This is a genomic window from Planococcus sp. CP5-4_YE, from assembly GCF_019042655.1.
In the GTDB taxonomy this organism is placed as follows: domain Bacteria; phylum Bacillota; class Bacilli; order Bacillales_A; family Planococcaceae; genus Planococcus.
The window spans coordinates 1-12560 of the sequence record NZ_JAHPZO010000016.1 but is presented as its reverse complement, the minus strand read 5'-3'; the positions used below and the strand labels follow the sequence as shown (position 1 = coordinate 12560).

The window sequence follows — 12560 nt, the reverse complement described above, 5'->3', positions numbered from 1 at the left end:
CACGACGCCCACCATTCCAAGCAGATGGATACTTTTTTAGCATAAAAAAAGCAGCGCCCTCCGTGATGGAGGGCGCTGCTTATAACAGGATGGCGGCAGAGGGGATCGAACCCCCGACCTCACGGGTATGAACCGTACGCTCTAGCCAGCTGAGCTACGCCGCCTTGTTCAAACGAACAGTTTATATCATACTATCCTTAATACATATGTGTCAATCAGCATTTTATGTTTTTACGATATTTATTTTATTTGAAGCGCAATATATACAGAACAGGAGGGTGTGCCGTGGACCATTATGAACAAACGCTGCTTGCATACCATAAAAAACACAGGCTATTTGAAAAAGGCGATCGTCTCGTCATCGGTGTTTCGGGCGGCATCGATTCAATGGTTCTGTTGCATTTTCTCTCGAAAAAACGGCATCAATTGGGCGTGCATCTAACAGCGGTACATATCGATCACATGCTGAGGGGCGAACAATCTGCAGAAGACCGCCGTTTTGTCGAGCAGCAATGCCAGCTGTGGGAGGTGCCATGTGAAAGTTTTGCAGTCCCTATCCCTGCGATTTTAGCTGAAAATGGCGGAAACACGCAAAGTGTCTGCCGGGAAGAACGTTACCGGGTATTCGACCAAGTGATGGAAAAAACCGAATCCACGATCCTCATCACGGCCCATCACGCAGACGACCAATTGGAGACCATTTTGATGGAAGGCATGCGCGGCAGCTTGCATAAAGGGGCTTTTGGCATGCGCATTAAGCGACCATTTGGCGGCGGCATGCTCGTCCGGCCGCAGCTTGCTGTCACCAAAGCGGAAATTGCCCAGTATGCAGAACTAAACAAAGTGCCATACCGCGAAGACCCGAGTAATGCCAGTGACACTTACACGCGCAACCGCATCCGCAAGACCATCGGGCCGGCGATGGCACAGGAAAATCCTCGCGCTTCGTTACACTTTTCTGAGCTTGCCGAACAACTCAATGAAGATGCAACGTTCCTTCAGCAGCTCGCTGAACAAACGCTAAAAGAATTGTTGTTGTCAGATAAGGAATTGCGTATTTCTGCCGAAAGTTTCAGAAGCCAGCCCTCTGCTTTACAAAAAAGGATGGTTCTACTACTATTAAACTATCTATATGATGACAAGCGAGTGTTAATAACGAGCCATTTGGTGGAACAAGTGCGCGAGCTGCTGCAAAGTTCCTCGGGCACTGTTTTTTTACATTTGCCGCAAAATTATATGATGACACGCCAATACGACCAGGTATCCTTCGAAAAACCAAGAGAATACCTGGAGTGCCAGCGGGCAGATATCGGCCATGTTTGGTCCCCGCCTGTCCTTGGTTCCCGTTACCGGATCGTGCCAGTCGGCGAAGAACCGGAAGTAGAGAATGCTGTTTTTTGGTATTTTCAATCCGAGGAGACGGATTTCACACTCCGCGGAAGGGAACCGGGCGACCGGATCTTGCTTGCGGGCATGAACCAGGCGAAAAAACTGGCGCGGTTGATGATTGACGAAAAGATTCCGTCATACCAACGGGACAACTGGCCAATCATCGTGGCCGGAACACATCGAGTATTACTAGTGCCCGGTTTGCGCATCGCCGCTTGCCTGAGTCGGACCAAGCGTCCGGAAGACAACCGAGTATTAGTTGAACAATGCATAGACTATGCAAAATGAGGAAGAAACTAGGAGGCCCACCATGCTACAAAAGGACATTAAAGAAGTATTGATCAGTGAAGAACAACTTCAAGAAAAAGCACGCGAACTCGGCGATACATTGACGCGTGATTATGAAGGGAAATATCCGCTTGCCATCGGCGTATTGAAAGGCGCCATGCCATTTATGGGCGACCTCATGAAACGCTTTGACGGTTACGTCGAAATGGATTTCATGGATGTTTCAAGCTATGGAAACGCAACAGTTTCTTCAGGCGAAGTCAAAATCGTCAAAGATTTGAACGCAAGCGTCGAAGGCCGTGACTTGCTGATCATTGAAGATATCATCGACAGCGGGCTGACACTGAGCTATTTGGTGGATTTGTTCAAATACCGCAAAGCGAATTCCATTAAAATTGTTACGCTTCTCGACAAGCCTACTGGACGTAAAGTGGATTTAAAAGCGGATTATATCGGCTTTGAAGTGCCGGATGCGTTCGTTGTCGGCTATGGCTTAGACTACGCAGAAAAATACCGCAACCTTCCTTATATTGGGATTCTTAAGCCGTCCGTTTACAGCAGCGAAGAGGAATAGTCAAAGAACGTTCAAAGAACCGATGATTTCAAGCATGCGGTAAAGGCTTTTCATTGTATGCATTTTTGTCCCTGTGTTAGTATTTAGTATAGTTTTGGGAAACTTTGTGAGGAGGCGCGGGATGAATCGAATATTCCGATACACCATATTTTATCTACTGATATTCCTAGTCATCATCGGTATTCTAGGAACTTTCAATAATAGCAACCAACCGACGCAAAATATTAGCTATAACGAATTCTTGGAATCACTCAACGCGGGCGAGATTGAGAATGTCACGATCCAGCCTGATGCACAAGTGTACGAAGTGACCGGTGAAATGGCCGATTACGATGAAGGCGAAACGTTTGTGACTAATGTTCCGATTGAAAACGAGGCATTGGTGGCGCAAATTGACGAGCTCGCGACAGCCCAAGAGGGAGTGGAAGTCGAGTTCTTGAAAGCGCCGCAAACAAGCGGCTGGGTTTCATTCTTCACAGGCATCATTCCATTCATCATCATTTTCATCCTGTTCTTCTTCTTGTTGAACCAATCACAAGGCGGCGGTGGCGGCCGAGTGATGAACTTCGGGAAAAGTAAGGCGAAATTGTACGATGACCAGAAACAAAAAGTTCGCTTCGATGATGTAGCTGGAGCGGATGAAGAAAAGCAAGAGCTTGTCGAAGTAGTGGACTTCTTAAAAGATCCGAAACGCTTCGGTGAGATCGGTGCACGCATTCCGAAAGGGATCTTGCTTGTCGGGCCTCCGGGTACCGGTAAAACCTTGCTTGCCCGCGCAGTAGCCGGCGAAGCAGGCGTGCCGTTCTTCTCCATCAGTGGTTCAGACTTCGTCGAAATGTTCGTTGGTGTCGGGGCTTCACGTGTTCGTGATTTGTTCGAAAACGCGAAGAAGAATGCACCATGTATCATCTTCATCGATGAAATCGATGCAGTCGGCCGCCAGCGCGGCGCCGGCCTTGGCGGCGGGCATGATGAGCGTGAACAAACGCTCAACCAATTGCTCGTCGAAATGGATGGCTTCGGCGCAAACGAAGGCATCATCATCATCGCTGCAACCAACCGTCCAGATATTCTGGATCCGGCACTTCTGCGTCCTGGCCGTTTTGACCGCCAAATCACAGTCGGCCGCCCGGATGTTAAAGGACGCGAAGAAGTGTTGAAAGTCCATGCGCGCAACAAGCCGCTTGACGACACGGTCGACATGAAGGCAATCGCCCAGCGTACGCCTGGCTTCTCCGGTGCAGACCTTGAGAACTTATTGAACGAGGCAGCTCTTGTAGCCGCTCGCCGCAATAAAAAGAAAATCGACATGTCCGATATCGACGAAGCGACAGACCGCGTTATTGCCGGTCCAGCTAAGAAGAATCGTGTCATTTCGAAAAAAGAACGCAATATCGTCGCTTACCATGAATCAGGTCATACGGTTATCGGATTGATCTTGGACGATGCGGATATCGTCCATAAAGTAACGATCGTGCCGCGCGGCCAGGCTGGTGGATATGCCGTCATGCTGCCACGTGAAGATCGTTACTTCATGACCAAACCAGAACTTCTCGATAAGATTGCCGGCTTGCTCGGCGGTCGTGTGGCAGAGGATATCGTCTTTGGCGAGGTATCGACTGGTGCACATAATGACTTCCAGCGTGCAACAGCGATTGCCCGCAGCATGGTAACTGAATATGGGATGAGCGATAAGATCGGCCCGATTCAATTCGGCCAATCCCAAGGCGGCAACGTCTTCCTTGGACGCGATTTCAACTCGGATCAAAACTATTCTGATGCCATTGCATTCGAGATCGATCAAGAAATCCAACGCATCATCAAAGAGCAATATGTCCGGACAAAAGAGATCCTCACGGAAAAACGCGAGCTTCTCGAACTGCTCGCCAACACATTGCTCGAAGTGGAAACACTCGATGCCGCTCAAATCATGCATTTGAAAGAACACGGAACTTTGCCGGAACGTTCTTATGAAGCCTTGAACGGCCGATATGAAACAGACGAAGAAAGCGAAACGGAAACAGACGAGGTAAACCCGGACGTAACGGGCGCACCGAATGATCCGTCATCAGGAGATTTGCCGGAAGAAGGCTCATCAACTGATTCGCAAGGACCGATCCGAGAAGACCGTAAATAAACAAAAGCCGGTGCCATCCCTGAAAGGGGCTTGGCACCGGCTTTTTGCTTTTGCGGAATTATGGTATGATGTGTTGGAAATTCAGCAGATAAATGGGGAGAATTTATGATCTTAGTGATGGATACCGGCAATACCAATATCGTCCTTGGCGTATACGATAACGATACACTCCTGCACCATTGGCGGATGGAAACCGACCGCCACAAAACCGAAGATGAATACGCCATGCAGATCAAAGCGTTTTTAAATCACGTCGGCTTGGGCTTTGAATCAATCGATGGGGTCATCATGTCGTCCGTCGTCCCGCCGATCATGTTTGCACTTGAGCGCATGGCACAAAAATATTTCCATACCAAAGCACTAGTCGTCGGACCTGGCGTCAAAACCGGCCTCAACATCAAATACGAAAACCCGCGTGAAGTGGGCGCGGACCGCATTGTCAATGCCGTCGCAGCTATACAGGAATACGGCGGCCCTTTGATCATCGTCGACTTCGGCACTGCTAATACATTCTGTTATATTGACGAAAACAATCAATACCAAGGCGGCGCCATCGCACCCGGGATCCAAAGCTCAACCGAAGCGTTATACACCCGGGCATCGAAATTGCCGCGCATTGAAATCACGCGTCCCGATTCGGTCGTCGGGAAAAACACCATTTCAGCGATGCAAGCGGGCATCGTCTATGGCTATGTCGGCCAGGCGGAAGGCATCATCACCCGCATGAAAAAGCAAAGTAAGCAACACTCGACAGTCATCGCAACAGGCGGACTTGCGCCGCTGATTGCAGCAGAGTCGGATATGATCGACCACATAGACCCGTTTTTGACATTAAAAGGCCTGCATTTCATTTATAAACGCAATCAAGCGTAAGGAAAGGGAGAATCACATGCCAGATTATTTAGTTCGCGGACTCGGCTTTAATGGAAACGTCCGTGCATTTGCAGTCAACACGACACAAACGGTCGGGGAGGCGCAGCGCCGCCACCAGACATGGCCTGCTGCAACAGCAGCTCTTGGCCGCTTGATGACAGGCGGCGTCATGTTCGGCGCCATGCTAAAAGGAGAAGACCGTGTCACTCTGAAAATCGAAGCAGGCGGTCCGGTTGGGCATCTATTGGTCGACAGTGACGCCAAAGGCAATGTGCGCGGTTATGTCGCCAATCCGCAAAGCCATGTCGACAGCAAAAGCGGCAAACTCGATGTCAGAGGCGTTGTCGGCACGGATGGCATGCTGTCGGTCGTCAAAGACCAAGGCATGCGCGATTATTTCACAGGACAGACGCCGATTGTCTCCGGGGAAATCGCGGAAGATTTGACCTATTATTTCGTCGTCTCCGAACAAGTGCCTTCATCTGTTGGGCTTGGTGTGCTCGTCGATACCGACAATTCCGTGCTCGCAGCAGGCGGCTTTATCATTCAATTGATGCCGGACATCGACGACGAAACCATTACATTGATCGAACAACGCTTGGCGAACATCGAACCGGTTTCCTCCATGATTCAGCGAGGGCTCACGCCTGAAGAGATTTTGGAAGAAGTACTAGGAAAAGACAATGTTCAAATTCTCGAAGAAATGCCCGTGCAGTTTCAGTGTACGTGTTCTAAAGAAAAATTCGCAGAGGGCATCATAGGGCTTGGTAAAGAAGAAATCCGCCAAATGATCGACACAGACGGGCAAGCAGAAGCTGAATGTCATTTCTGTCACGAAAAGTATCATTACAACAAAGAAGAATTGGAAGCGCTGTTCAATGAACTCGAATCGAAATAACACGACACCGCTGAAACAGAAGCGCCACTTGAAAACGAAACCCGTATTAATGGTCATCGGCATTTTATTGCTGGCCAATGTACTATGGTTCATCGCTTGGCTCATCCCGAATGGCAGCAGTGCCGCAAATGAAGAAGTCGCAGCAGTCGATGGGGAAGAAATTACGCGTGCTGAATGGATGGCATCGATGGAACAGCAACATGGCCGAAGCGCCCTTCTCGAATTGGTCAATGAAAAAGTCATGGCCGCAGCGGCAGATGATTACGGCATTGAAGTATCCGATAAGGAAATCGATCTGGAATTGGCTATGATGCGGACCGCACAGGACGGGACTGAAGAGTTGCTGTATGCGAGTGACAGCGAACGTCAGCGTGACAAAGTAAAAGCGCAATTGATCTTGGAGAAAGTCTTGACGAAAGATGTCCTCATCGAAGACCAGGCTATCGAAGATTTCTATGAAGACAATCGCACAATTTACGATGTCAAAGATTCCTACCGTACGAGCATGATCGTCTTGAATTCCAAAGCAGAGGCAGAAGAAACGATTAAAGAACTCGATAACGGCTCCAGTTTCGAAGCACTCGCCCGCGAGCGCTCGATTGATAATGCCACAGGCAATCTCGGCGGCGATATCGGCTTTGTCTCTCCAGGCCAAGCGTCGATTGATCCGCAAATCGCGCAAACGGTGGAAAGCATCGAACCGGGTTCGTGGTCGGCTCCATTAGCCTTAGAAGATGGCCGGACTGCCGTCATTATGGTAAAAGAAAAAATTGAAGGCCGCACATTCGACTTCGATGAAGTGAAAGAGCACATCAGCCGTGAACTGGCCCTTGAACAATTGCCCCAATCCGTCTCGCCAGAAGCTTTCTGGCAAGAGTTCGACGCTGAATGGTTTTATGGCGAAGGGGAATAACGCAGTGACGTGCCTCGAAAATTGACAGCTCATGCGGCAATTGATACGATGGAACAAATAATGTCGACAAAAATAGTAGGGATTAGGAGTGGTAAACATGGCACGAGTAGGAAATTCAATTACCGAATTGATTGGGCAAACACCGATTGTTAAATTAAACCGGCTAACAGGACCTGAAGATGCGGAAGTTTACGTTAAATTGGAATACTTCAACCCAGGCTCTAGCGTCAAAGACCGGATCGCGCTTGCGATGATCGAAGCAGCTGAAAAATCCGGCGACTTACAAGAAGGCGATACGCTAATCGAACCGACAAGCGGCAACACCGGCATTGGACTGGCCATAATCGCAGCAGCAAAAGGCTACCGCAGCGTGCTCGTCATGCCTGAAACAATGAGCATGGAACGCCGCAACTTGTTGCGCGCATATGGTGCAGAGCTGGTCTTAACACCAGGACCCGATGGCATGAACGGACCGAACGGTGCTATCAAAACGGCTGAAAAATTGGCAGCCGAAAACTCCTGGTTCATGCCTCAGCAGTTTAACAATCATGCAAACCCAGAAGTTCACCGGTTGACAACGGGTCCTGAAATCGTGGAAGCGATGGATCAATTGGATGGCTTCATTGCGGGCATCGGGACAGGCGGTACCATTACTGGGGCTGGCCAAGTATTGAAAGAACATTTCCCGAACGTCCATATCGTAGCGGTTGAGCCGACCGATTCTCCCGTTTTATCTGGTGGAAAACCCGGTCCCCACAAAATCCAAGGCATCGGCGCCGGTTTTGTTCCAGCGGTATTAAACACCGAAATCTACGACGAGATTATGCAAGTAAGCAATGATCAATCCTATGAGTTTGCCCGCAAAACGGCCCGCGAAGAAGGCATCCTCGGAGGTGTCTCATCAGGTGCAGCGATTTACGCCGCGCTTGAACTCGCGAAAAGACTCGGCAAAGGCAAAAAAGTCTTGGCGATCTTGCCATCAAACGGCGAACGCTATTTGAGCACGCCACTTTATCAATTTGATGAAAATAACGGATAAGCGAAAGAGCCCTTGAAAAAAGGGCTCTTTTCAGAGTGTTGAATAAGTCTACAATCTACTATCACTTTTAAAAAAGTGATTGCGTTTTGACATTTTAAAATCAAAAATCTAGCTTAGTATTTGGAGAAGCGTTTGCTCGTAAAACCTTCTGCTCAATAATGCTTCGCATTACTTAGCAAAGATAAGTTCTCACGTAGTTCGACCTTATCTTTCCTGTGGGAGCAGCGAAGCAGCGGGTTTGAGAGACCCCGCAGGCAATGAATGAGCGAAGCTGTGCTGAGTTCAGTCATTTGCGATACTCGAACGAAGTGAGAGTTGAGCACAAGGGTTTCGATAGCGGCTGAGGAGGCTCGATTCCCGCCCCGCGGAAAGCGAGCGATAAGCTTCGGAAAATACGACTTCTTACCTTTCTTGACAGCCTGGAAAGAGCCCTTGAAAAAAGGGCTCTTTTTTGTGCAGAAAAAATGGATTCACGATAAGATGGAGTCAGTTTACAGAAAAGTATTTCCTGGGAAATGCTTGTATTCCTTCAATCCTTATATGGACGGTGAATCGAAAATGAATTTAGAGATGAACACAAGAACACTCGTGATGGGCATTTTGAATATCACGCCGGATTCGTTTTCTGATGGCGGACAGTTCGATAATGTGGAACAAGCAGTTGCGCACGCAAAGCAAATGCTTGTAGATGGGGCGGACATCATTGACATAGGCGGCGAATCGACACGCCCCGGGCATACGCAAATTTCGGATGAGCAGGAGATTGCCCGCGTCGTTCCGGTCATACGGGCGCTTGCACAACAAACAGAGGCGGTTATTTCCATCGATACATATAAATCTACTGTCGCGCGTGCTGCTGTTGAAGCGGGAGCACATATCATCAATGACGTCTGGGGGGCTAAATACGATTCCGAAATCGCCCGAGTAGCGGCAAATACTCAAACGCCGATTATCTTGATGCATAACCGCCCCAAAGCGAGCTACGATAATTTTTGGCAAGAAGTTAAAGAAGACCTCGAGGCAAGCATTTACATTGCGCGAGAGGCGGGAGTGCCTGACGAACATATCTGGATCGACCCCGGCATCGGATTCGCCAAAACCTTGGCGCAAAATGTCGAGATGATGCAACGGCTCGATCAGTTTGTCGCACTGGGCTACCCGGTGCTTCTCGGCACATCCCGAAAATCGTTTATCGGCAAGCTGCTGGACGTCAACGTCGATGAGCGGTTAGAAGGCTCGCTCGCTACAGTGGCATTCGGCGTCATGAAAGGCTGTCGAATCGTCCGAGTGCACGATGTAAAAGAAACGGTACGAACGGTCCGCATGATGGATGTCTTAACAGGAATGAAAAAGGTGGAGGGATAAACATGGATTATATTCATTTAAATGAAATGGCGTTTTATGGCTATCACGGTGTTTTTCCGGAAGAGCAGAAACTGGGTCAGCGTTTCCGGGCAACTGTAACACTGGCAGTCGATTTAACGCGCGCCGGGGAAACCGATGAATTGGAATACACCGTTCATTACGGCGAAGCGTACGAAGCATGCCGCGAAATTATTGAAGGAACACCGAAAAAACTAGTCGAAGCCGTGGCTGAAACAGTAGCGGCTAAATTATTGAGCCAGTTCTCGCTAGTTCAAGGAGTGCGCGTCCAGTTGATCAAACCAGACCCGCCAATTCCTGGCCATTATCAATCAGTGGCCATCGATATTACTCGGGGCAACTTCTGATGAACGTAGCTTATCTATCCCTTGGCTCGAATTTGGGAGACCGAAAAGCGCAACTTCAAGAAGCGGTTCGCTTGCTCCAAGCGAACCCGGCTATTTCTAATATAGAAATATCATCTATTTATGAAACGGCACCGGTAGGCTACTTAGACCAGGGAGCATTCCTGAATATAGCAGTCCGGCTAGAAACCAGCCTGTCGCCATTGGAGTTATTGGATGCCTGCCAAGAAGTTGAGCAAACTTTACGGCGGGAGCGACTCGTTCGCTGGGGGCCGCGAACGGTGGATCTGGATATATTGTTGTATGGTCAAGAGCAACTCATAACAGAGAAGCTCACGATTCCACACCCGCGTATGTATGAGCGGGCATTTGTGCTCGTGCCTTTACGCGAACTATTGCCATCACTAGTGATACCAGCAGAACTAGAAACACAAGAAGTAGCTTTATGGGAAGCCTATAGTAGCGTAACGGCCTTTTTAAGGACGGAAATTGATTCACTGGATTAATTACGATAAACAGAACGACAGAGAATCCAGTTAGAGGCGGCCAAGAAAACGGCAACTTTTCTTATGTAACGGTACGGAAAATTGTGTACAATGGATAAATACACGAAAGCACGTGGTTTTAATAGAAAAAGGAGTGTAGGATATGTCAGAAGAATTGAATGACCAATTAGTGGTGCGCCGCCAGAAAATGCAAAACTTCCGCGAACATGGACTCGATCCATTCGGAAAACGTTTCGAACGCACGCATCTCTCGCAAGAAATCGTTGAACAATATGATCAGTTCTCGAAAGAAGAGCTAGAAGAAAAATCTGTGGAAGTTATTATTGCCGGACGCATCATGACGAAGCGTGGAAAAGGTAAAGCAGGATTCGCGCATCTTCAAGATTTGAAAGGACAAATCCAAATTTACGTCCGCAAAGACGCAATTGGAGAAGATTCCTATGAATTTTTCAACACAGCAGATTTGGGAGACATCATCGGCGTTCGCGGTACTGTTTTCAAAACAAATGTCGGCGAACTTTCCATTAAAGCACAAGAAGTAGAATATCTCACGAAAGCCCTTCGCCCATTGCCAGAGAAATTTCACGGTTTAAAAGACGTGGAACAGCGCTATCGTCAGCGCTACCTTGACTTGATTGTTAGCGAAAACAGCAAAGAGACGTTCATCTTACGCAGCCGCATTATCCAAGCGATGCGTCGCTATCTAGATAACCAAGGTTTCTTGGAAGTTGAAACGCCAATGCTTCACTCAATTGCTGGTGGAGCCACTGCACGTCCATTCATTACGCACCACAATGCGCTAGACATGCAATTATATATTCGTATCGCTATCGAACTTCATTTGAAACGCCTCATTGTAGGTGGCTTAGAAAAAGTTTATGAAATCGGGCGCGTCTTCCGTAACGAAGGAATCTCCACCCGTCATAATCCAGAATTCACGATGCTCGAACTTTATGAAGCATATGCTGATTACAATGACATCATGTCTTTGACCGAGAACTTGATTGCCCATACTGCACAAGAAGTTCTTGGCACAACTACTGTGCGTTATGGAGAAGAAGACATCAATCTGGCCCCGGGCTGGAAACGCCTGCATATGGCAGACGCTGTTAAAGAATACACGGGTATAGACTTCTGGCAGCAAATGTCGAAGGAAGAAGCACAAGCACTTGCTAAGGAACATGGCATCGAAATCAAACCGACCATGGAAGTTGGACATATTCTTAATGAATTCTTCGAACAGAAAGTCGAAGAACAATTGGTTCAGCCTACATTCATCTATGGGCATCCGGTGGAAATTTCTCCGCTTGCCAAGAAGAACCCGGAAGATGGGCGTTTTACAGATCGTTTTGAACTCTTCATTGTCCGCAGAGAGCACGCAAATGCCTTTACAGAATTAAACGATCCGATCGATCAGCGCGAACGTTTCGAAGCGCAACTCATTGAAAAAGAAGAAGGAAACGATGAAGCTCATGAAATGGATGAGGACTTTATCGAAGCATTAGAATACGGGCTTCCTCCAACTGGCGGGTTAGGAATTGGGATTGACCGCTTAGTTATGTTACTAACCAATTCAGCATCGATTCGTGATGTGCTACTATTTCCTCAGATGCGACCAAAAGAATAAAGTGCTTATGGAAACCGGAGAAGCTAAGTAGCTTTTTCGGTTTTTTTAAAAAAACTATTGCGTTCACCGTGATAAGGTGATAAGATATTTCTTGTCGCGTTTTTAGTAAAAAGCGAGATGAAAAGAAGTGAAAAATAACTATTGACTCTTTTTAGGAAGTTTGGTAGTATTTAAAAGTCGCTGTCACATTAAGCGAATTAACATATGAACCTTGAAAACTGAACAGCAAAACGTCAATAATACAGTCGCGAGCGATCGCGACACAACTTACTGATCAGCGTATGCAGATCAAGCGAATCGTGTGTCTTCGGACGGCGATACGCCAGCAGTATTGAGCAATCAACTACTCTATAATGGAGAGTTTGATCCTGGCTCAGGACGAACGCTGGCGGCGTGCCTAATACATGCAAGTCGAGCGGAACCATTGGAGCTTGCTCCTTTGGTTTAGCGGCGGACGGGTGAGTAACACGTGGGCAACCTGCCCTGCAGATCGGGATAACTCCGGGAAACCGGTGCTAATACCGGATAACATTTTGAACCGCATGGTTCGAAATTGAAAGGCGGCTTCGGCTGTCGCTTATGGATGGAC

11 protein-coding genes, 1 tRNA gene and 1 rRNA gene are annotated in these 12560 nt (G+C 48.1%); 12 read left to right on the top strand and 1 reads right to left on the bottom strand.

Going from position 1 to position 12560, the window contains the following annotated elements; genetic code table 11:
- Positions 1-90 precede the first annotated feature (90 nt).
- A tRNA-Met gene (locus tag KTG14_RS14855) sits at positions 91-164 on the bottom strand.
- Between the two features lie 121 nt (positions 165-285).
- On the opposite strand from KTG14_RS14855, the gene tilS reads away from it, so the two are divergent.
- The 12 genes from tilS to KTG14_RS14795 all read left to right on the top strand — a co-directional run.
- Entirely contained in the window at positions 286-1677 is a 1392-nt protein-coding gene (gene tilS / locus KTG14_RS14850; RefSeq protein ID WP_216971629.1) for a tRNA lysidine(34) synthetase TilS, read from the top strand.
- A 22-nt stretch (positions 1678-1699) separates the two neighbouring features.
- On the top strand, positions 1700-2251 hold the full coding sequence (gene hpt / locus KTG14_RS14845; RefSeq protein ID WP_216971628.1) for a hypoxanthine phosphoribosyltransferase: 552 nt from the start codon (positions 1700-1702) through the stop codon (positions 2249-2251).
- 121 nt (positions 2252-2372) lie between these two features.
- Positions 2373-4388: an ATP-dependent zinc metalloprotease FtsH gene (ftsH, locus tag KTG14_RS14840; protein ID WP_216971627.1), complete on the top strand. Its 2016-nt coding sequence runs from the start codon at positions 2373-2375 to the stop codon at positions 4386-4388.
- A 105-nt stretch (positions 4389-4493) separates the two neighbouring features.
- Positions 4494-5261, top strand: coding sequence for a type III pantothenate kinase (locus tag KTG14_RS14835; RefSeq protein WP_216971626.1), 768 nt, complete (start codon positions 4494-4496; stop codon positions 5259-5261).
- Positions 5262-5277: 16 nt separating this feature from the next.
- Positions 5278-6159 carry an Hsp33 family molecular chaperone HslO gene (gene hslO, locus KTG14_RS14830; RefSeq protein WP_216971625.1) on the top strand — a complete coding sequence of 294 codons (882 nt, stop codon included), beginning with the start codon at positions 5278-5280 and terminating at the stop codon, positions 6157-6159.
- Complete coding sequence (locus KTG14_RS14825; protein WP_216971624.1) at positions 6140-7072, top strand: peptidyl-prolyl cis-trans isomerase; 933 nt, start codon at positions 6140-6142, stop codon at positions 7070-7072. Before hslO ends, KTG14_RS14825 begins: the two co-directional genes overlap by 20 nt.
- A gap of 97 nt (positions 7073-7169) precedes the next feature.
- On the top strand, positions 7170-8111 hold the full coding sequence (gene cysK, locus KTG14_RS14820; protein ID WP_216971623.1) for a cysteine synthase A: 942 nt from the start codon (positions 7170-7172) through the stop codon (positions 8109-8111).
- Between the two features lie 558 nt (positions 8112-8669).
- A complete protein-coding gene (gene folP, locus KTG14_RS14815) occupies positions 8670-9476 on the top strand; it encodes a dihydropteroate synthase (protein ID WP_374939905.1) in 807 nt (268 codons plus the stop codon).
- Positions 9477-9478: 2 nt separating this feature from the next.
- Positions 9479-9841 (top strand): dihydroneopterin aldolase, encoded by a 363-nt coding sequence (gene folB, locus KTG14_RS14810; protein ID WP_216971622.1) that lies wholly within the window; start codon positions 9479-9481, stop codon positions 9839-9841.
- A complete protein-coding gene (folK, locus tag KTG14_RS14805) occupies positions 9838-10344 on the top strand; it encodes a 2-amino-4-hydroxy-6-hydroxymethyldihydropteridine diphosphokinase (protein ID WP_216971658.1) in 507 nt (168 codons plus the stop codon). The genes folB and folK overlap by 4 nt, the downstream gene beginning before the upstream one ends.
- Positions 10345-10486: 142 nt before the next feature.
- Positions 10487-11971, top strand: coding sequence for a lysine--tRNA ligase (lysS, locus tag KTG14_RS14800; protein WP_216971621.1), 1485 nt, complete (start codon positions 10487-10489; stop codon positions 11969-11971).
- A gap of 350 nt (positions 11972-12321) precedes the next feature.
- Positions 12322-12560: ribosomal RNA gene (locus KTG14_RS14795) — 16S ribosomal RNA — on the top strand; the annotation flags it as partial.

Bases quoted from the DNA above. Each gene is read 5' to 3' on its own strand.
- hslO (WP_216971625.1), top strand. From the start codon at position 5,278: ATGCCAGATTATTTAGTTCGCGGACTCGGCTTTAATGGAAACGTCCGT.
- folB (WP_216971622.1), top strand. From the start codon at position 9,479: ATGGATTATATTCATTTAAATGAAATGGCGTTTTATGGCTATCACGGT.
- hpt (WP_216971628.1), top strand. From the start codon at position 1,700: ATGCTACAAAAGGACATTAAAGAAGTATTGATCAGTGAAGAACAACTT.
- lysS (WP_216971621.1), top strand. From the start codon at position 10,487: ATGTCAGAAGAATTGAATGACCAATTAGTGGTGCGCCGCCAGAAAATG.
- KTG14_RS14835 (WP_216971626.1), top strand. From the start codon at position 4,494: ATGATCTTAGTGATGGATACCGGCAATACCAATATCGTCCTTGGCGTA.
- folP (WP_374939905.1), top strand. From the start codon at position 8,670: ATGAATTTAGAGATGAACACAAGAACACTCGTGATGGGCATTTTGAAT.
- ftsH (WP_216971627.1), top strand. From the start codon at position 2,373: ATGAATCGAATATTCCGATACACCATATTTTATCTACTGATATTCCTA.
- cysK (WP_216971623.1), top strand. From the start codon at position 7,170: ATGGCACGAGTAGGAAATTCAATTACCGAATTGATTGGGCAAACACCG.
- KTG14_RS14825 (WP_216971624.1), top strand. From the start codon at position 6,140: ATGAACTCGAATCGAAATAACACGACACCGCTGAAACAGAAGCGCCAC.